This window comes from Burkholderia sp. MSHR3999, assembly GCF_000833595.1.
Lineage (GTDB): Bacteria > Pseudomonadota > Gammaproteobacteria > Burkholderiales > Burkholderiaceae > Burkholderia > Burkholderia ubonensis.
This window is the reverse complement of the sequence record NZ_JRFO01000007.1, coordinates 1,550,027-1,570,715: the sequence shown is the minus strand read 5'-3', so window position 1 is coordinate 1,570,715 and position 20,689 is coordinate 1,550,027. Positions and strand designations below refer to the sequence as shown.

Here is a 20,689-nt window from a genome sequence, read left to right as displayed (position 1 = left end):
TCGATCCCTGATACCGGCTATTTGCCGCCAGCCATGATGTTCCGCCCCGCCGTGCCGATAACCCGTGCTGGTAACAAACGGGCAAGTATCGATGAATTCCCCCATGCACTTCTGGCGCAAGCTTTCCATTCAGCGCAAGCTGGTTCTCAGCATGACGAGCTGTCTGCTGGTGTTCGTGGCGATCTCGAGCGTGCTGAGCGTCCGCCTGATCGGCAGCGCGGTGCGCGAGCGCGTCGTGCACGACGAGTTGCCGACGGCGTTGAACAGCATCCGCGCGGACGTGCAGCGCCAGCTCGCCGGACCAGTCGCGGCGTCGCGGCTGCTGGCCGGCGACGCGTTCCTGCTGCAATGGGAGGCCGAAGGCGAACCCGACGCCGGCACGCGCAACTGGGTGCGCCTCGCCGAGAACGTGAAGGCGGCGCAGAAGGCGGCGTCCGTGCAGTGGGTGTCGACGGCGAGCGGCAACTACTTCACCGAGGCCGGGCTGCGGCGCAAGCTCGGCGACGGGGACCGGTGGCTGTCGGCGTTCCTCGCCTCAGGCAAGCCGTTCGAGGTCAACATGGACCGCGACGTGACGCTGGGCGGCTACATGATGTTCATCAATGCGCGCGTGGAGCGCGACGGCAACCCGATCGGCGCGGCCGGCATGAGCCTGTCGGTGGACGCGCTGGCCCGCAACATCGCGGCCTACCGGATCGGCGAGACCGGCTTTGCGTATCTCGTGCGCCCGGACGGCGCGATCATGATGCATCGCGATACCGCGCTGATCGACGGCAAGCACTTCATGAAGGACGAACCCGGGCTGCCGGGCGACGCATCGGCCGTGCTGCTGGCCGGCAAGCCCTACGCTTACGTCAGCTATGCGGGGCAGGACGGCGCGCGCTTCATCGCGACGTCGTTCATTCCGGAGGTGAACGCCTATGTCGTGGTCCAGGCGCCGGAGGCGGAACTGCTCGGGCCCGTGACCCGTGCGATCCGCAACGCCACGCTGGTGGCGACCGTCGCCGGGCTGGGCGTCGCGCTGGCAGTCATCCTGCTGGTGGGCCGGGCGATCGCCGCGCCGCTGCGGCGCGCGGCAACCCTGCTGGCCGAGATCGCCGGCGGGCAGGGCGACCTCACCCGCCGCATGACGGTCGAGAGCCAGGACGAGATCGGGCAGCTGTCGGACGCGTTCAACCGCTTCGTGTCGTCGCTCTCGACGCTGGTCCATCGCGTGCGGGCGGCGTCCGCGTCGATCGCGACGGGCTCCTCGCAGATCGCGACGGGCAACGCGGATCTCAGCGCGCGCACCGAAGGGCAGTCGAGCAACCTGGAGCGCACCGCGTCGTCGATGGAGGAGATCACCGCCGTCGTGAAGAACAACACGGAAACCGCCCGCACCGCGGCGCAGATGGTCAACGGCGCGTCCGAAACCGCCGTGCGCGGCGGGCAGGTGGTCGGGGAAGTGGTGAGCACGATGGAGCAGATCAGCAACGCGTCGATCCGGATCTCCGAGATCATCGGGCTGATCGACAGCATTTCGTTCCAGACCAACATCCTCGCGCTCAATGCGGCCGTGGAAGCGGCGCGGGCGGGCGAGCAGGGCCGCGGGTTCGCGGTGGTGGCCGCGGAAGTGCGCAGCCTCGCGCAGCGCAGCGCGCAGGCGGCGAAGGAGATCAAGGCGCTGATCGAGCACAGCGCCGGGACGGTGAGCGTCGGCTCGCGGCTCGTCGGCGAGGCCGGCGAGGTGATCCGCGACGTCGTTTCGCAGGTGCAGGGCGTCAGCGCGCTGATGAACGAGATCGCCGAGGCGAGCCTCGAGCAAAGCGCGGGCATCGACCAGATCGGGGACGCGGTGCAGTCGCTCGACCAGATGACGCAGCAGAACGCGGCGCTGGTCGAACAGAGCGCGGCGGCGGCGGAGAGCCTCAACCAGCAGGCCGCGGAGCTGTCGCGGCTGATGGCGGCGTTCAAGGTCGACGGCTGATTCGACGGCCGACGCGGGGCGTTGATCGAGGTCAAGTGCGCCGGCCGGGTTGGCGCGACCATCTGATTGGTCCGAACGCCCAACGGAGGTGAGTGAAATGCGAGCCCCACAGCCAAGGAGCGCGGTACAGGTCATTCTCAGGGAGCATCGGCAACTGTCGACCGTCATCGCGGGCATGCAGCACTTCGTCGAGCGGCTCGCCGCCGGCGCGACGATGCCGGGACTGATGGTGCTCCGGGCCATGCTGTACTACATCCGCGAGTACCCGGAGCAGATCCATCATCCCAACGAGGATCGGTATCTGTTCGCGCGCCTGCGCCGCCGCACGCAGGCGCTGGACGAAGTCATCGACGAGCTCGAGGCGCAGCACGCGCAAGGCGACGCGCTGCTGCGGAACGTCGAGCACGCGCTGACGCGTTGCGAACAGGCCGGCGAATCGGCGTATCCGCAATTGCGCACGGCGGTCGACGAATATGCCGCGTTCTACCTGAAGCACATGCACGTCGAAGAAGAGGTCATCCTGCCCGCGGCACGGCAATGGCTGACGGTGGAGGACTGGATCGAGCTCGACGATGCATTCGGCGCGAACCGCGATCCGTTCGAAGGCGAAAAGTTCGACGAGGATTTCGAGCGCCTGTATGCGCTGATCGTGCAGGTGATCCCGGAAGCGCAGGCGTGAGCGTTGCCGCGTGCCGCCCGCTCACGGCCGCCGCGCCCCCGGCTTCGCAAACGCGCCCCGCACCTCGAACCCGATCGCATCGGCCACGTTCCCGCGCGCATCGACGAGTTCGAGCCGATGCCGTCCCGGCCATGGCATCCACGCGACGCGGTCCGCGCGCCCGATCACCTTGTCGTCGAGCCGCCACGAAAACTTCGCCGCGTGGCCCGCGGTGCGCTCGAACCAGATCCGCTGGTTCTTCGGCGGAATGTCCGGATCGATCGCGAAGATCGTCCCGTCGGTCGGCGCGCCGATCGTCAGCGGCGCGCGCGGCCCGTCCTTGCCGGCCGTGACGGGCGCGGCGAGCCGGATCGCATCGACCGCGGTGCCGGCGAGAAACCATTCGCCGCGCGCCGGCTCGAGATCGCGCTCGAACGTGATGCGGCGCTGCTCGACGCCGGCGGGCGGGCGCGGTGCGCGGCTCGCGAGATCGCGATGCAGGTAGCCGACCACCGCCGACCAGACCGGGGCCGCGCCGGTCACGCCCGAGATGTCCCACATCGGCGAGCCGTCCGCGTTGCCGACCCAGACGCCGACCGTGTAGCGCGACGTATACCCGACCGCCCAGTTGTCGCGCATGTCCTTGCTGGTGCCGGTCTTGACCGCCGAGAAGAAGCGCGTCGCGAGCGGGTTGTCGAAGCCGAACGTGCGCACGCGCGCGTTGTTGTCGGCGAGGATGTCGGTGACGACGAAGCTCGCCGCGTCGCTGAACACGCGCGTGCCGTCGGGCGCGCGCGCCGGCGCAGGCGCCGAAGCTGATGCGGACGAAGCCGGCGCCGGCAGGTCGACGGCCTTGCGTGCGACGCCGCCGTTCGCGAGCGCGCGATACGCGTTGGTCAGCGACAGCAGCGTGACGTCCGCGCTGCCGAGCGCGAGGCTGAAGCCGTAGTAGTCGCCTTCCTGCGCGAGCGGCAGCCCGAGCGCGGTCAGCGTGCGCGCGAAGCGGTGCGGCGTCACGAGCACGAGCGTGCGCACGGCCGGCACGTTGAGCGAGCCGCCGAGTGCGCTGCGCACGCTCACCCAGCCCTTGAAATCCTTGTCGTAGTTCTGCGGGATGTACAGGCCGCCGCCCGTGGCGAGGTTGATCGGCGCGTCGTCGAGCAGCGACGCGGCGGTCAGCCGCTTCTCGTCGATCGCCTGCGCATACAGGAACGGCTTGAGCGTCGAGCCGGCCTGGCGCGGCGCGAGCACGGCGTCGACGTCGCGCGCGCCCGACAGCGCGCCGGACGAGCCGACCCACGCGCGGATCTCGCCGCTCGCGTTGTCGATCACGACCACCGCGCCGTCCTGCACGTTGCGTCGATGGGCGGGGGCGTTGAGCTCGGTCAGCGCGCGGGTCAGCGTGTCGCGCGCGAAGCGCTGCAGCGGCGCGTCGAGCGTCGAGCGGACCTGCGCGCCCGCGCCCGGCTTCACCTCGGCCGCGATGCGCCGCGCGAAATGCGGCGCGAGCGCCGCGCCGTCGTCGCGCGCGGCGCTCGCCGGGCGCGCGGTCACGAGCTGCACGTAGCCGTCGAGCGACGCGCACTGCTGCGCGGCGCGCATGTCGCGCAGGATGCGGCACGCGCGCTCGGCGACCCTCGCGGCGTTCGCGTTGGGCGCGCGCACCAGTGCGGCGGCGACCGCGGACTCGCGCACGTCGAGCCCGGACGGCGCCTTGCCGAACAGCACGCGCGACATCGCGTCGAGCCCGATCGTCTCGCCGCGGAACGGCACGAGGTTCAGGTAGGCCTCGAGGATCTGGTCCTTGCGCCAGCCGCGTTCGAGCAGCAGCGCGTTCATCGCCTGCGTGGCCTTCTGCGGCAGCGAGCGCTGGCCCGAGCGGCGCGGCGAATCGCCGAGCAGGCCGGCGAGCTGCATCGTCACGGTCGACGCGCCGCGCGTGCGCTCGTTCCACAGGTTGCCCCACGCGGCGCCCGCGATGCCGCGCCAGTCGACGCCGCTATGTTCGTAGAAGCGCCGGTCCTCGGACACGACGATCGCCTCGCGGAACGCGGGCGACACGTCGCCGAGCGCGACCCAGTCGCCGCGCCGTTCGGCGAGGTCGACGCGGGTGCGCTGCAGCGGCGTGCCGTCGCGCGCGAGCAGCACCCAGTCGGAGCTGCGCCAGCGATGGCGCACGTCGTCGTAGGACGGCAGCGCGTGCGCGACCAGCGGGGCCGCGAGCAGCGCGGCGATGAAGACGCGGCCGGCAGCACCGGCAATCTGCGCCGGCCACGGTGAGGCGAATCCCTTCATCGCGTGCTCACGACTTGCCCGCGTCGGCCGGCTTGACGGTCACCGGCGGATTCGGCCACAGCCCGTACACCGACGGCGCGTACAGCGCCTCGACGCGCGTCGGCGGCAGCCCGAACGTGCCGACGTTGTTCAGCCGCACCGTGTATTCGACCGACAGCTTGCCCTTCGGCAGATAGTCGTAATACGCGCGATAGCCGTCGAAATCGCGTTCGATGAAGGCGGGCCATGCGCCGTCGGCCGTCTTCTCGCCCTGCGTCGCCGCCTCGGAGTCGCGGCCGAGGCCGGAGCCGAGGATCGTCGCGCCGGCCGGAACCGGATCGTTGACGACCACCCACGTCATGTCGCTCTGCGCGTCGATGTCGAGGTGCACCCGCACCACGTCGCCGCGCGTCAGCACGCCCTTGACCGCGGGCGACACCGGCGTGACCGTCTTCGTGATCCGGTAGCCGGCCGCGAACGGCGCGCGCAGCGGCACCGCGGCGAGGCTTTCGATCGTCGCCCACGGGCGGCCGGTGCCGTTCTGCACGACGCTGAGCGTGCCCGGCTGGGCCGCGCGCGGCCACGGCAGCATCACGCTGCGCGCGGCGGCGGCACGCGTCGCCGGGGTCGCCGACGCCGCTGCGGCCGATGCGGGCGGAGCTGCCGATGCAGCCGGCGACGACGACCACGCGATCGACCGCTCGTCGCCGCCGAGCGTCACCTTCGTCGTGCCGCTGACGGGCGTGCTTTCGTAGACTCGCGAGAAACGCTCGACCGCGAGCAGGCCGAGCGCGTTCGACGTCGTCGTCTGCCACGCGCCGCGCTGCTGCAGCGCGAGCAGGCCGGACGTCACGCGCGGCATCTCGTCCTTCCACGCCGGGTCGCCCGCGAATTCCAGCGCGAGCCGCGCGGCGTTGGTCTCGTTGCTCGTCATCAGCCACCACAGGTCGTCGTCGCGCGCGGTCGAGAACACGAGCTGCGTGCCCTGGTAGGTGAGCCGCGCGCGCAGGATCTGCTCGACCTGCGCACGTTTCTCGTCGCGCTGCGGGATGTCCTTCACGCGCGTCAGGATCGCGTGATAGTCGATCACGGCCGACGTCGGCCACTGGTTCGGCGCGATTTCGAGCGAGCCGAGCATCCGGCCCTGCGCCGCGCCGTAGCGCGACAGCGCCTCGATCGCGGCGAGCTTGCGCAGGTCGCGGTCCTGGCGGGGCGCCCACGTGTCGCGCTGGATGCGGCCTTCGACGAAGCGCCCGAGCCCGGCTTCGAGCTGCGCGCGCACGTCTTCGGGCAGCGCGAAGCGCGGGTCGAGACGGCTCGCTTCATCCGCCAGCACGAGCAGGTAGGACGTCAGCGTCGGGCTGCCGTAGTGCGAATCGTCGGATCGCGGCGGGAAATAGCTCGCGAGCCCGTCGCTGTCCAGATAAACCGGCATGCGCGCGGTCAGCGCCTGCCATTGGGCGGCGTCGCGCAGCCCGATCGCGCGCGACGCCTGCTGCTCGAGGCAGTGGTACGGATAGCGCTCGAACCAGCGCCGCACGCCCGGCAGGCCGTCGGCCAGCTTCGACTGCAGCGACACGGCGATGCCGCCGCGCGGCGCGCCTTGCGCATTCGGCGCCGCGCCGGCCGGCGCCGCGACGGGCAGCGCGAGCGTGCCGTCGACCTGCGCGAGCGTCGCCTGCTGCACGGTGACCGGCAGCGCGGGCACGACCTTCTGCACGACCGCGAGCGCGTCGGCCGCGCGTGCGCCGCCTTGCTCGGCGGCCTCGATGCGCCAGTTCAGCGCGCCGTTCGCATCGAGCGCCTGCTCGGGCACGGTGATCGTCCACGCGGCTTCGCCGGCGGCGTTCGGCGCGAGGGAAACGGTTTGCGGCGCGACGTCGAGGCCCGTCACGCGCGGCGTGACGACGACCCGCATCGTGCGCTCGGTCGTATTGCGCAGCGTGACCTGCGCACGGAACGCGTCGCCTTCGCGCACCAGCGGCGGCAGGCCGGAGATCAGCTGCAGGTCCTGCGTGCTGCGGATCGACGTGCTGCCGGCGCCGAAGCGGTCGGGGCCGACCGCCGCGATCGCGACGATCCGGAAGCGGGTCAGCGCATCGTTGAGCGGCACCTCGACGCTCGCGCTGCCGTTCGCGTCGAGCGTCACGCGCGGATTCCACAGCAGCAGCGTGTCGAACAGCTCGCGGGTCGGCGCGCTGCCGCCGCCGCCGCCCGCCGGCACGGCCTTGCGGCCGAAGTGGCGGCGGCCGACGATCTCCATCTGCGCGGTGGCGGTCTCGACGCCGTACGCGCGCCGTCGCAGCATCGCGTCGAGCAGGTCCCAACTGTTGTTGGGCATCAGTTCCAGCAGCGCCTCGTCGACGGCCGCGACCGCGACCTGCGTGCCGGCCGGCGCGGGCCGGCCGTCCGGCAGCGTGACCTTCACGTGCGCCTGCGCCTTGCCGCGCACCGTGTAGCGGGTCGCGTCGGTCGTGACCGTCACGCCGAGCCGGTGCGCGCCCGTGCCGACCTTGATCTCGCCGAGGCCGTAGCGGAACGCGGGCTTCGACAGGTCGACGAACGAAGTCGGCGCTTCATAGTGACGGCCTTCACGCCAGAATGCGCGCGCCCATTCGAGCGGCGCCTTCCAGCCCCACGTGAAGAACGAGTACCACGGCACCTCGCGAATCCGGCCGCGCAGCGCGAGCACCGATACGTAGACGTTCGGCCCCCACGTGTCGCCGACCTTCAGGTCGACGGTCGGGTTCTTGCCGTTCAGCTCGACGATGTGCGTCTCCATCACGCCGCCGCGCTCGACCGCGACGAGCGCGGTCGCATAGCGGAACGGCATCCGCACCTGGAAGCGGGCGGTTTCGCCCGGTTCGTACGAAGTCTTCTCCGGAATCACGTCGATCCGGTCGGTGTTGTCGCCGCCGAACCAGAGCTCGTCCTCGCGCGTGACCCACACCGACGTCGATGCGTTCGACGTGCGGCCGTCGCCGTCCTTCGCGACCGCGATCAGCTGCACGTTGCCGGCCTGTTCGAGCGTCGCGTCGCACGACATGCGGCCCTTGTCGTCGGTCTTGCCCGAACACAGCACGCCGAGGTCGCGCGTGTCGCTCTGGTTGTCGTATGCATAGAAGCCGCCGACCATGCGCTTGCGCGACGTGGTCGTGATGCGCGCGACGCCCTTGATCTCGATCGGCACCGACGCGCGCGGCTTGCCCTGCAGGTCGACCGCGAGCGCCTGCACGGGCACCCGCTGGCCGACCGACACCCAGCGGCCCGCCTTGATGCCCGCGACCACCGCGGCCGGCCACAGCATCGCGTCGCCGCGGATCGTCTGGACCTCACCGTTCGGATCGGCGAAGGTCGCCTCGAGCGCGATGCGCTTCGGCGCGTCGACGGCCGGCAGCCCCTTGAGCGTGACCGAGCCCGCGCCGTTGTGGTCGAGCGTCAGCGGCAGCTTGTCGGCGATCAGCTTGGTCGCGTCGGGATCGTTGCTGGCGCTGCCGGATGCGTTGTCGCCGTCCTGCTCGTCGTCGGCGGCCGTTTCGCCGCCGGTCTCGGGGCGGTAAGGCGAGAAGCTGAACTCGGAATAGGTCTCGGCGAACGGCGGCGACGCCCATTTCATCAGCGCCGACACCTGCACCGGCAGGTTCGACGCGCCGCCGCCCGACACGTAGTCGATCTGCACCGCGAGCGGCGCTTCCTTCGCGGCGATGAGCGGGCTCTTCTGCGCGTCGCGCGCGCCGATCGTGCCCTTGAGGACGGGCAGGCGGAACGCCTCGACCCGGAAGCTGCCGCTGGCGTAGCTGGCGGTCGGCTCATCCTCGGGGCCGCCCTCGAGCTCGACGCCGTATTCGCCGAGCTTCGCGGCGGCCGGCAGCGTGAAGCGCGTGTCGGCGCTATGGTCGGCGGCCCAGGTGAGCGGCAGCTTGTACGTCTGCCCGGAGCCGAGATGGCGGATCGTCACGCGAGTCGGGTATTGCGACGGGAACGCGAGGCTCTGCAGCGTCTCCCGGCGCAGGAAATGCTTCATCGACACGGTTTCGCCCGCGCGCAGCAGCGTGCGGTCGAACACGGTGTGCGCGCGCATGGTCGGCTCGCTGCCCATGTCGGTCGGCACGTTGAAGCGCCACGCCTCGATGCCGCGGTTCCAGTTCGAGCTGACGAACGCCATGTCGGGGCCGGTCTTCGGATCGTCGACGCGGGCCGACACGAAGTAGTCGTCGAAGCGCTCCGACGTCCGGCATTCGTGCTTCGGCTCGAACTGCCCGTCGATCTTCAGCAGGCCCTGCGCGTCGGTCTTGCCGGCGGCGATCTCGTCGCCGTTGCAGTCCGACACGCGCACCTGCGCGTTCGGCACCGGCTTGCCCTTGTCGAGCGTGGTGACCCACACGACGCTGTTCTCGCGGCCCTGCTTCAGGTGCACGCCGAGATTGGTGACGAGCACCGCGGTGCGCACGTACATGCTCGACGGCTTTGCGAGCAGCGAGCGGCCGAGCGCCGGCGACGCGAGTTCGAGCACGTAGAAGCCGGGCTTGTCGATCGGCACGCCGATGGTCTCGAACGGCCGCAGCGTCTTCGGATCGGCCTTCGGCAGCGTCATCGCCTGCACGCCGGGCTCGCCCTTGAGCAGCGACAGCGAACGCACGTCGATGCGGCGGTCGTTCGGCGCGGGCTGGCGCTCGCCGGCCGCGAGCGGCACGTAGACGGGATGCTGCCCGCGGCGCCGGAGCAGGCCGGGAACCTGCTCCTCGATCCCCTCGACGCTCATCGACCAGTTGTCGAAACGCTCGACGAGCCGCATCCACTGGCGGATCGACGTGTCGTTCTCGACCTTCAGGTTCGAGAACTGCGCGCCGCCGGCGTTGAGGCCCGCGATGTGCAGGTCGGCCTCGACGTTGCGCAGCGTGACCGGCACGAGCGCCGGCATGCCGGGCTCGGCGAAGCGCTCGACGATGCCGAAGGTGCCCGACGAGAATTTCGCGAGCGGCGGCATCGGCGCGGTGCGCGTCGCGAGCGGGAACAGGTCGGCGTTGCTCAGCGTGCGCCCGGTGACGTCGCGCAAGTCCGACGGCAGCTCGATCGTCAGCGCGGCCTGCTCGGGCAGCGGCGGGTTGAACGTGACGGTCGTCACTTCCTCGCTCTTGTCGTCCGCCGCGAAGTTCGGCGCCTGCGAGCCGTCGGGGCCGCGCAGCCGGATCGCCTCGGCGTTCTTGCGCGAGATCGGCGCATTGAAGGACAGGGTGAGCGGCCGCAGCGGCGTGCACGGCGCTTTCGCGTTTTCGCGTTCGCACGAGAAGCTCGCGGCGAACGGCGCGCGCACGGTGAAATCGAACCGCCGCTCGGTGTCGTTCGCGATGCCGCTCGGGCTGGCGACGCCCTTGCCGTAGACGAGCTGCATCTTCGCGCTCGACGGCAGCGCCTGCGCGCACGACAGCGTGAGCACCCGCGCGGCGTCCTGCTTCAGGTCGAAGTGATCGAGCAGCGCGCGGCGCGTGTCCGCGTCGGCGTTCGCGACGGGGATGCGGTTGCCGATGCCGGCCGCCTCGCACCAGATGTTGGCGAGCGCCGAGCGCTCTTCGGCGGGGCCGTTCAGCTTGATCACGAACACTTGCCGTTCCTCGATCTCGCGCGAGCCGGGCCGCACCGACACCGGGAACGGGCCGCCCGTCTGGAACGTGAAGCGGCGCGGGCCGCTGGCCGCGTTGCCGGCGACCGAGCGCAGCCCGTCGTTGAGCGCGACCGCGCAGCGCACGCCGGGCGGCAGGTCGTTCTCGAAGTCCCAGACCCAGGTCTTGTCGTCGAGCCAGCGGCCCTGGCCGCGCCCGGCGACGGAATCGTTGCAGGTCATGCGCGCGGGATTCGGCGCGGACGCCGAGCCGAACGCGACCATCGGTTCGTCGAACTTGACGACGGCCTGCCGCACTTCGGCGACGGTGCCTTGCGGCGACACGCTCACCGTGCGCGCGGCGCCTGCCTGCAGCGACAGCACCGCGGCGGCCCCGAGCGCCGCGACGGCGCCGGTGCGCCAGAGCCATCGCGTGATGTTTTGAAAGGTTGGTTCGTGCTTGTTGTCGTCGCGCTGCTTCATCGCTCGATTGCCCTCGGAGGGAAGCTTTCTGTTTGATTGGACGCGATTCTAACCGACCGGCATGGCAGCCCATCGTCGCGCGATACGGGGAGAGGGCATCGCGGATTTGTCGCGCAGGGGACACAAAAATCCGGCGAAATTTCGATTGTGTCGGAATGCGGAATATTTAATGGACTATAAAAAGATTGTCCGATCCGATTTGTACGCGTACATTTCAGGCCCGCGCCGAAGTTTGAGAAATATCAAGACAGGTTTTCCCCAATCTGGCGTCAGAGAGAAGGAAGCATGCACAACGACAATACCCCCTACTCGCGTCGCGCAGGCGACGCCGCCGCCGGCCTTACGCGGCGCCAATGGCTGCAGGGCGCGCTCGCGCTGACTGCCGCGGGCCTCGCCGGCTCGCTCGCGCTGAAGGCGCTGGCCGACAACCCGGCCGCCGCGCCGCTCGACACCTTCATGACGCTGTCCGAATCGCTGACCGGCAAGCCGCGCCTGAATCGCGTGATCGGCGAGCGCCTGCTGCAGGCGCTGCAGAAGGGCTCGTTCAAGACGGCCGACAGCCTGCCGCAACTCGCCGGCGCGCTGTCCGCGGGCACGCTGAGCCCCGATCAGGAGAAGCTCGCGCTCGCGATTCTCGAAGCGTGGTATCTCGGCATCGTCGACAACGTCGTGATTACTTACGAAGAAGCGCTAATGTTCGGCGTTGTGTCGGATACGCTCGTGATCCGCTCGTATTGCCCCAACAAACCCGGCTTCTGGGCCGACAAACCGATCGAGAGGCAAGCCTGATGGCCGATACACAACAAGCCGACGTCGTCGTCGTCGGGTCGGGCGTCGCGGGCGCGATCGTCGCGCACCAGCTCGCGATGGCGGGCAAGTCGGTGATCCTGCTGGAAGCCGGCCCGCGCCTGCCGCGCGGGGAAATCGTCGAGCGCTTCCGCAACCAGGCGGACAAGATGGACTTCATGGCGCCGTACCCGTCGACTCCGTGGGCGCCGCATCCGGAGTACGGCCCGCCGAACGACTACCTGATCCTGAAGGGCGAGCACAAGTTCAACTCGCAGTACATCCGCGCGGTGGGCGGCACGACGTGGCACTGGGCCGCGTCCGCGTGGCGCTTCATCCCGAACGACTTCAAGATGAAGACCGTGTACGGCGTCGGCCGCGACTGGCCGATCCAGTACGACGATCTCGAGCACTACTACCAGCGCGCCGAGGAAGAGCTCGGCGTGTGGGGCCCGGGCCCCGAGGAAGACCTGTACTCGCCGCGCAAGGCGCCGTATCCGATGCCGCCGCTGCCGCTGTCGTACAACGAGAAAACGATCAAGACCGCGCTGAACAACCACGACCCGAAGCTCCACGTGGTGACCGAGCCGGTCGCGCGCAACAGCCGCCCGTACGACGGCCGGCCGACCTGTTGCGGCAACAACAACTGCATGCCGATCTGCCCGATCGGCGCGATGTACAACGGCATCGTGCACGTCGAGAAGGCCGAGCAGGCCGGCGCGAAGCTGATCGAGAACGCGGTCGTCCACAAGCTGGAAACCGGCCCGAACAAGCGCATCACGGCGGCGATCTACAAGGACAAGGCGGGCGCCGACCACCGCGTCGAAGGCAAATACTTCGTGATCGCGGCGAACGGCATCGAGACGCCGAAGATCCTGCTGATGTCCGCGAACCGCGATTTCCCGAACGGCGTCGCGAACAGCTCCGACATGGTCGGCCGCAACCTGATGGACCACCCGGGCACGGGCGTGTCGTTCTATGCGAGCGAGAAGCTGTGGCCGGGCCGCGGCCCGCAGGAAATGACGTCGCTGATCGGCTTCCGCGACGGCCCGTTCCGCGCGACCGAGGCGGCGAAGAAGATCCACCTGTCGAACATTTCGCGGGTCGACCAGGAAACGCAGAAGATCTTCAAGGCCGGCAAGCTGCTGAAGCACGACGAACTCGATGCGCAGATCCGCGACCGCTCCGCGCGCTACGTGCAGTTCGACTGCTTCCACGAGATCCTGCCGCAGCCGGAGAACCGCATCGTGCCGAGCAAGACGGCCACCGACGCGATCGGCATCCCGCGCCCCGAGATCACCTATGCGATCGACGACTACGTGAAGCGCGGCGCCGTGCATACGCGCGAGGTCTATGCGACCGCCGCGCAGGTGCTGGGCGGCACGGACGTCGTGTTCAACGACGAGTTCGCGCCGAACAACCACATCACCGGCGCGACGATCATGGGCGCGGATGCGCGCGACTCGGTCGTCGACAAGGACTGCCGCACGTTCGACCATCCGAACCTGTTCATTTCGAGCAGCGCGACGATGCCGACCGTCGGCACGGTGAACGTGACGCTGACGATCGCGGCGCTCGCGCTGCGGATCTCCGACCAGCTGAAGAAGGAAGTCTGACCGTGCTGAAACAATCTCTCTCCTTCCTTCTGGCCGGCTGCCTCGCGTTGCCCGGCCTGGCCCGCGCGGCCGAGCCGGCCGACGCGGCGCTCGTCAAGCGCGGCGAATACCTCGCGGTCGCGGGCGACTGCATGGCCTGCCATACCACGAAGGGCGGCAAGCCGTTCGCGGGCGGCCTCGGGATGCCGGTGCCGCTGCTCGGCAAGATCTACACGAGCAACATCACGCCCGACGCGGACACCGGCATCGGCAACTGGAGCTACGACGACTTCGAGCGCGCGGTGCGCCGCGGCGTGTCGAAGAACGGCGACAACCTGTATCCGGCGATGCCGTACGTGTCGTACGCGAAGGTCAGCGACGACGACGTGAAGGCGCTGTACGCGTACTTCATGCACGGCGTGGAACCCGTCAAGCAGGCGCCGCCGAAGAACGAGATCCCCGCGCTGCTCAGCATGCGCTGGCCGCTGAAGATCTGGAACTGGCTGTTCCTGAAGGACGGCGCGTACCAGCCGAAGCCGTCGCAGAGCGTCGAATGGAACCGCGGCGCGTATCTCGTGCAGGGCCTCGCGCACTGCAGCACGTGCCACACGCCGCGCGGCATCGCGATGCAGGAGAAGTCGCTCGACGAGACGGGCGGCAGCTTCCTGTCGGGCTCGGTGCTGGCGGGCTGGGACGGCTACAACATCACGTCGGACCAGAACGCGGGGATCGGCGGCTGGACGCACGAGCAGCTCGTCCAGTACCTGCGCACCGGCAGCGTGCCGGGCGTCGCGCAGGCGGCCGGCCCGATGGCCGAGGCGATCGAGCACAGCTTCTCGAAGATGACCGACGCGGACATCGGTGCGATCGCGACGTACATCCGCACCGTGCCGGCGGTGGCCGACAGCAGCGCCAAGCAGCCGCGTTACACGTGGGGCAAGCCCGCCGAGGACGGCCTGCGCCTGCGCGGCGTCGCGCTCGCGTCGTCGGGCATCGACCCGGCGCGCCTGTATCTCGGCAACTGCGCGAGCTGTCACCAGATGCAGGGCAAGGGCACGCCGGACGGCTACTATCCGTCGCTGTTCCACAACTCGACGGTGGGCGCGCCGAATCCGTCCAACCTCGTGCAGGTGATCCTGAACGGCGTGCAGCGCAAGGCCGGCAGCGAGGACGTCGGGATGCCCGCGTTCCGCCACGAGCTGTCGGATGCGCAGATCGCCGCGCTCGCGAACTACCTGACCGGGCAGTTCGGCAATCCGGCCGTGAAGGTGACCGAGCAGGACGTCGCGAAGCTGCGCTGAGCGGCGCGCGACGGCCGCACCAGCACTATCTCGAGAGGAGGGCGCGCAGCGCATCGGGCGGCGGCCCGATGCAAGGTGGTTGCAGATTGGGACGGGCGGCGCGCGTCGCCGCCCGTCCTGGTTCATTGACACGCCGATGCGTGGCTGCCGCGCATCGCATTCGTTGAGCGACACCATGACATCGAGACAATCCTTTCTCGCGTCCCAGCGCGACGTGCTGCTGTTGATTGCCCGCATCCTGATCGTTATCCTGTTCATCCTGTTCGGCTGGCCGAAGCTCGTGCATTTTTCCGGCACGATCGCGTACATGGGCAAGGTGGGCGCCCCGGCGCCGATCATCGCGGCGGCGATCGCCGTCGTGATGGAGCTGCTCGTCGGCATCGCGCTGCTCGTCGGCTTCTACACGCGCCCGCTCGCGCTGCTGCTGGCGCTCTACACGGTCGGCACCGCGCTCATCGGCCACCACTACTGGACGATGACGGGCGGCGAACAGATGAGCAACATGATTCATTTCTACAAGAACATCGCGATCACCGGCGGTTTGCTCGCGCTCTGCGCGGCCGGCCCCGGGCGTTTTTCGATCGATCGCGGCTGACCGGGCGCGCGCATGGGGCGCGCGTCGTTGGGTCGAGACTCCGAGGGGGCAATATCTTGCAATTCAAACAAATCGCATTGCTGATGGCGGCGGCCGTGCCCGCGGCCGCGAGCGCGCAGACGAGCGTGACGCTGTACGGCCGCGTCGACGGCGGCGTCGAATACCTGAACCACATCGCGACGCCGACCGGCAGCAAGTCGCGCTTCAGCGCCGAGGGCGGCGACTGGGGCACCAGCATGTTCGGCCTGAAGGGCGTCGAGGATCTCGGCGGCGGGCTGTCGACGGTCTTCAACCTGGAGACCGCGTTCCAGGTGATGAACGGCACGACGGGCGGCGGGCGGATGTGGTCGCGGCGCGCGTACGTCGGCCTGAAGAGCAATACGTGGGGCCAGCTGCAGGCCGGCCGCAACCTGTTCATCGACAGCGACGGCGTGTGGGAATTCGATCCGTTCGTCCAGCAGGCGTTTTCATCGGCGTCGCTCGTGCGCGGCCGCAACTGGCAGCAGACCAGCAACAACATCGAATATCACAGCCCGGTGATCGGCGGTTTCGACGTGCAGGCGCAGTACGCGTTCGGCAACCAGTCGCGCGGCTTCAACTACGGTGCGCCCGGCGATTTCGGCCGCTCGGACGGGATCATGATCTCGTACCACTCGCCGCTGCTCGACGTGCGCGGGATGTACGACGAACTGCGCGACAGCAACGGCAAGTTCAGCAACATCTTCTCGAGCTCGCGCGAATATTTCGTCGGCGCGAACGTGAAGGTGTCGCAGTTCAAGATCCAGGGCGCGTATACGCATTACCAGGCGCCGGACAGCCCCGCGGGCGTTCCCGATCGCGCCGATCACTACTGGCTCGGCGCGACCTGGACGGCGAACCCGCAATGGGCGGTGACGGGCGGCGGCTACTACGTGAAGGTCGGCGACGGCAATAGCGATGCGTCGCACGATCCGTCGGGCCACGCGATGATGTACGTGCTCGGCACGACGTACAACCTGTCGAAGCGCACGTTCCTGTACGGCACCGTTGCCTATGTGCGCAACGGCGGCAATTCGAACTTCTCGCTGCTGGCGACGCCGCGCGACGCGACGCCGAACACGAGCCCGATGGCGGGCGAGTCGCAGACGGGCGCGTATGTCGGGATGATGCATACGTTCTGAGCGGCGCGGGGCGGGCGCGATACGCAAAAGGCTTCGGCAGTGGATGCCGAAGCCCTTTTTTCGTGTGACGCGTATCAGTCGAGCACCTTGCCCGACTTTTCGTCCATGCATCGCAGCGCGAGCAGCGTCAGCACCCCGCAGCCGATCGCATACCAGGCGGGCGCGTTCGGATCGCCGGTCGCCGCGATCAGCCACGTGGCGAAGAACTGCGCGAAGCCGCCAAAGATCGCGACGCCGACGCTGTACACGAGCGCGCCGCCGGTCGCGCGCACCGCGCGCGGGAACAGTTCGCCGAGCATCGCGGCGGTCGCGCCGACGTTGATCGAATGCACGACGGACAGCGCCGCGATGATCGACAGCAGCGACGCGGCGCCCGGCCAGCGGTTCAGCGCGACGAACGCCGGATAGATCGCGAGCATCAGCGCGATGCGGGTCCACCAGGTGATCCGGTTGCGCCCGAACACGTCCGACAGATAGCCGCCGAGCGGCGTCACGACCATCATGATCGCGCCCGCGACGCAGCCGGCCGTCATCGACAGCCAGCTCGGCAGATGCAGCACCCGTACGCCGTAGATCGCCATGTAGAACACGATGATGTAGTGGATCGACGTGCCGCCGATCGTCACGCCGAGCCCCGCGAACACGGCCTTGCCGTGATGGCGCAGCACGTCCGCGAGCGGCAGCGACGCGACCTTTTCCTTCTGCGCGCTCGCCGCGGCCGGCACTTCCTCGACGGTGCGGCGCAGCCAGTAGCCGAGCGGCACGAACAGCGTGCCGATCACGAACGGCACGCGCCAGCCCCAGCTTTCGAGCTGCGCGGCGGAGAGCATCGACGTCAGCGCGACGCCGGTCAGCGCGCCCGCGAGCGCGGCGAGGCCCTGGCTCGAGAACTGGAACGACGCGTAGAACCCGCGGCGGTGCTGCGGCGCCTGTTCGAGCAGCAGCGTCGTCGACGCGCCGACCTCGCCGCCCGACGCGAAACCCTGCAGCAGGCGCGCGGCCACGAGCAGCAAGGGCGCCGCGATGCCGATCTGCGCATAGGTCGGCGCGACCGCGATCGTCGCGGTGCCGAGCGCCATCAGCAGCAGCGTCGCGATCATCGCCTTCTTGCGGCCGGCGCGATCCGCGTACATGCCGATCACGAGGCCGCCGAGCGGGCGCGTGACGAAGCCGACGCCGAAGCTCGCCACCGCGAGCATCAGTTGGCCGAACGACGATTGCACCGGGAAGAACAGCTTGCCGATCAGGATCGCGAAGAAGCTGTAGACAGTGAAGTCGTAGAACTCGAGCGCGTTGCCGACCGCGGCGGCGGCGATCAGACGGCGCTTTTGCGCGCCGGCGCGCGCGTCGGCCGGCGCGCCGGCGAGAGCAAGAGCGGACGTTTCCATGCAATTCCCCGATGAGCGCGAGAGCGCGTGATGAAGGGCCGTCAGGCCGCGAGCCAGGCTTCGGCCAGGTGGACCCAGTAGCTCGCGCCGATCGCGAGGATGTCGTCGTTGAAGTCGTAGCCGGGGTTGTGCACCATGCAGCCGCCCTTGCTGCCGGTGCCGTTGCCGATGAACGCGTAGCAGCCGGGGCGCGCTTCGAGCATGTACGCGAAATCCTCGCTGCCCATCAGCGGCGCCGCGTTGGCGTCGACGCGTTGCGCGCCGAGCATCCGGCGCGCAACGTCGGTCGCGAACGCGGTCGGCTCCGGATGATTGACGAGCACCGGGTAGCCGTAGCTGTAGTCGACCTCGGCCGTCACGCCGAAACTCTCGGCCTGGCCCTTCGCAAGCGCCTCGATGCGGCGCGCGAGCAGCGCGCGCACGTCCGCGTCCAGCGCGCGCACCGACAGCTTCATCACGACCGTCTCGGGAATGATGTTGAACGTCTCGCCGGCCTGCACGCTGCCGACCGTGATCACGGCCGCCTGCTGCGCGTCGATCTCGCGCGCGACGATCGTCTGCAGCGCGACCATGATGCTGCCCGCCGCCGACATCGGGTCGCGTGCGAAGTGCGGCATCGCGCCGTGGCCGCCGACACCGCGCAGCGTGATCGTCACGCGGTCGGCGGACGCCATCGCCGCGCCCGCGCGGAACGCCATGTCGCCGGCCGGGCAGCCCGGCATGTTGTGGATCGCGAAGATCGCATCGCACGGGAAGCGATCGAACAGGCCGTCGTTCATCATCGCCTGCGCGCCGCCGAAGTTCTCCTCGGCCGGCTGGAAGATCAGGTTCAGCGTGCCGGAAAACCGGCGCGTCGCCGCGAGGTGCCGCGCCGCGCACAGCAGCATCGCGGTGTGGCCGTCGTGGCCGCACGCATGCATCTTGTTCGCGTGGCGGCTCGCGTACGGCAGGCCCGTCGTCTCGGCGAGCGGCAGCGCGTCCATGTCGGCGCGCAGGCCGATCGTGCGCGCGCCTTGCCCTTCGCGCAGCACGCCGACGACGCCCGTCTTGCCGAGGCCGCGATGGACCTCGTAGCCCCAGCCGGCGAGCAGCTCGGCGACGAGATCGCTCGTCTGCGTTTCCTCGAACGCCAGCTCGGGATGGGCGTGGATGCGGCGGCGCACGTCGATCAGGTCGGGCGCGATCGCGGCGATGCCGGGGATGACGGGGTTTGCAGGCTGCATGGTGTCTCCGAAGGGGTGTTTGACGTACGTATGACGTCGAAGCATATAAATTTCTGTCGCCTACCAGAAGCTGATAAATTGCTTCGGTGCTCACCACAGGTTGCCGCTAGGGAACACCCTGAGATCGGCTGCCGGGCCCGGTGTCCGGGTTTCCACGGATCACGCATCGCCATGAAATATCACCAGTTGAAAGCGTTCGTCACCGTCGCGGACGAGGGCAGCATCCGCGCGGCGGCGCGCCGCCTCAACGTGTCGCCGGCCGCGCTGACCAAGGCGGTCAAGGAGCTGGAGCATGCGCTCGGCGTGTCGCTCGTCGTGCGCACCGCGCGCGGCGTGCAGTTGACCGGCTTCGGCCAGCAGCTCCAGGTGCGCGCGCGGTTGATCGTCGCCGAGATGCAGCGGGCGCGGGACGACATCGAGCAGGCGCAGGGCGCGACGACGGGCTCGGTGGCGGCGGCCATCACGCCGGCTGCGGCGGTGACGATCCTGCCCGACGCGTTCCGCGCGTTCCGGCGGCGTTTTCCGGTCGCGCGCGTGAGTTTCATCGAAGGTTTCCCGGGCGTCGCGCTGCCGCGGCTGCACGACGGCTCGCTCGATTTCGCGGTGGCGGTGGTCGTGCCCGAGCTGCTGGCGGCGGAGTTCGATCACGCGGAGCTGTATGCGAGCCGCTCGCTGATCGTCGCGCGCAACGGGCATCCGCTCGCGTCGGCGACGTCGCTCGCCGAGCTCGTCGACGCCGACTGGCTGATGAACCCGTCGCCGGAAAGCTCGACGCAGGCGCTGTTCAACTGCTTCGTCGCGCACGGCTTGCCGGTGCCGTCGCGCATCGTCGAGTGCCCGAGCTTCGGGCTCGCGCACAGCCTGATGACGGGCTCCGACCTGCTCGCGTCGATGCCGGAGCAACTGCTCGATGCCGACTGGGCGCGCGACCGGCTCGTGGTGCTGCCGATCCGCGACCGGCTGCCTGCCGTGTCGGTGCAGGTGGTGACGCGCCGCGACAGCCCGCTCACGCCGGCCGCATCGATGCTGCTCGATTGCCTGCGCGATTCGGCGCGCAGGCAAGGGCTGCGGTGAACGGGACGTTCACGGGTCAAACGCGCTTTGCCAGTCATCCTGAGCATTGGGGCCGCATGATGAACGGCGGCCCGGCGCAATTTTCGTGCGCGGCCGGCGAGCCGGTATCATAGCGGCCGGCCGGCGCCGCCGGCCGCTCTCCAACCATCGCCAACTTTCAGATTCAGCAACCAGAGGCGTTACATGACCAGTGCAACCCAATTCGACAACGTGTCGGTCGTCAAGCGTGCCAATGTCTACTTCGACGGCAAGTGCGTATCGCATACCGTGCTGTTTCCGGACGGCACGCGCAAGACGCTCGGCGTGATCCTGCCGTGCGCGCTCAACTTCGGCACGGACGCGCCCGAATTGATGGAAGTGCAGGCCGGCAAGTGCCGCGTGAAGCTCGACGGCAGCGACGCATGGCAGACCTACGGCGCGGGCGAGTCGTTCTCGGTGCCGGGCAAGAGCCGTTTCGACATCGAAGTGCTCGAAACGCTCGACTACGTCTGCAGCTATCTCTGACGACGTCGGCGCGCATGGCGCGCCGCCCGCCGTTCAATGAAAAAGCCCCGCGATTGCGGGGCTCGTTGTTTGAAGGGCCGTGC

At 69.3% G+C, this 20,689-nt stretch carries 13 protein-coding genes; 9 read left to right on the top strand and 4 right to left on the bottom strand.

Translation table 11 applies throughout. From position 1 onward, the window contains the following. Positions 1 to 103 precede the first annotated feature (103 nt). Positions 104 to 1,966, top strand: a complete 1,863-nt coding sequence (locus KY49_RS30370; protein ID WP_042588023.1) for a methyl-accepting chemotaxis protein — start codon at positions 104 to 106, stop codon at positions 1,964 to 1,966. Between the two features lie 97 nt (positions 1,967 to 2,063). Beyond that, the gene (locus KY49_RS30365) at positions 2,064 to 2,645 is read left to right on the top strand and encodes a hemerythrin domain-containing protein (protein WP_042588022.1); all 582 of its coding nucleotides are present in this window, start codon (positions 2,064 to 2,066) and stop codon (positions 2,643 to 2,645) included. A 21-nt stretch (positions 2,646 to 2,666) separates the two neighbouring features. On the opposite strand, the gene pbpC is transcribed toward KY49_RS30365, so the two are convergent. Both pbpC and KY49_RS30355 read right to left on the bottom strand, forming a co-directional pair. Next, positions 2,667 to 4,919: a penicillin-binding protein 1C gene (pbpC, locus tag KY49_RS30360; protein WP_042588021.1), complete on the bottom strand. Its 2,253-nt coding sequence runs from the start codon at positions 4,917 to 4,919 to the stop codon at positions 2,667 to 2,669. A gap of 7 nt (positions 4,920 to 4,926) precedes the next feature. Next, a complete protein-coding gene (locus tag KY49_RS30355; protein WP_042588020.1) occupies positions 4,927 to 10,980 on the bottom strand; it encodes an alpha-2-macroglobulin family protein in 6,054 nt (2,017 codons plus the stop codon). A 285-nt stretch (positions 10,981 to 11,265) separates the two neighbouring features. Between KY49_RS30355 and KY49_RS30350 the strand changes: the two genes are divergently transcribed. From KY49_RS30350 to KY49_RS30330, 5 genes are all read left to right on the top strand, one after another. Further along, positions 11,266 to 11,769 (top strand): sugar dehydrogenase complex small subunit, encoded by a 504-nt coding sequence (locus KY49_RS30350; RefSeq protein WP_042588019.1) that lies wholly within the window; start codon positions 11,266 to 11,268, stop codon positions 11,767 to 11,769. Next, on the top strand, positions 11,769 to 13,382 hold the full coding sequence (locus tag KY49_RS30345) for a GMC family oxidoreductase (RefSeq protein WP_042588018.1): 1,614 nt from the start codon (positions 11,769 to 11,771) through the stop codon (positions 13,380 to 13,382). The genes KY49_RS30350 and KY49_RS30345 overlap by 1 nt, the downstream gene beginning before the upstream one ends. Positions 13,383 to 13,384: 2 nt before the next feature. Next, on the top strand, positions 13,385 to 14,662 hold the full coding sequence (locus tag KY49_RS30340; protein ID WP_042588017.1) for a c-type cytochrome: 1,278 nt from the start codon (positions 13,385 to 13,387) through the stop codon (positions 14,660 to 14,662). Between the two features lie 175 nt (positions 14,663 to 14,837). Continuing rightward, positions 14,838 to 15,257 (top strand): DoxX family protein, encoded by a 420-nt coding sequence (locus KY49_RS30335; RefSeq protein WP_042588016.1) that lies wholly within the window; start codon positions 14,838 to 14,840, stop codon positions 15,255 to 15,257. Positions 15,258 to 15,340: 83 nt separating this feature from the next. Continuing rightward, the gene (locus tag KY49_RS30330) at positions 15,341 to 16,417 is read left to right on the top strand and encodes a porin (protein WP_088500445.1); all 1,077 of its coding nucleotides are present in this window, start codon (positions 15,341 to 15,343) and stop codon (positions 16,415 to 16,417) included. Positions 16,418 to 16,491: 74 nt separating this feature from the next. Here the strand turns inward: KY49_RS30330 and KY49_RS30325 are convergent, their stop codons facing one another. Together KY49_RS30325 and KY49_RS30320 are read right to left on the bottom strand one after the other, a co-directional pair. Next, positions 16,492 to 17,805 (bottom strand): MFS transporter, encoded by a 1,314-nt coding sequence (locus tag KY49_RS30325; protein WP_042588014.1) that lies wholly within the window; start codon positions 17,803 to 17,805, stop codon positions 16,492 to 16,494. A 41-nt stretch (positions 17,806 to 17,846) separates the two neighbouring features. Continuing rightward, positions 17,847 to 19,028 carry a M20 aminoacylase family protein gene (locus KY49_RS30320; RefSeq protein ID WP_042588013.1) on the bottom strand — a complete coding sequence of 394 codons (1,182 nt, stop codon included), beginning with the start codon at positions 19,026 to 19,028 and terminating at the stop codon, positions 17,847 to 17,849. 171 nt (positions 19,029 to 19,199) lie between these two features. On the opposite strand from KY49_RS30320, the gene KY49_RS30315 reads away from it, so the two are divergent. Together KY49_RS30315 and ppnP are read left to right on the top strand one after the other, a co-directional pair. Beyond that, on the top strand, positions 19,200 to 20,102 hold the full coding sequence (locus KY49_RS30315; RefSeq protein ID WP_010089720.1) for a LysR substrate-binding domain-containing protein: 903 nt from the start codon (positions 19,200 to 19,202) through the stop codon (positions 20,100 to 20,102). 183 nt (positions 20,103 to 20,285) lie between these two features. Beyond that, positions 20,286 to 20,606 (top strand): pyrimidine/purine nucleoside phosphorylase, encoded by a 321-nt coding sequence (gene ppnP, locus KY49_RS30310; RefSeq protein WP_010089719.1) that lies wholly within the window; start codon positions 20,286 to 20,288, stop codon positions 20,604 to 20,606. The last annotated feature ends 83 nt before the right edge of the window (positions 20,607 to 20,689 follow it).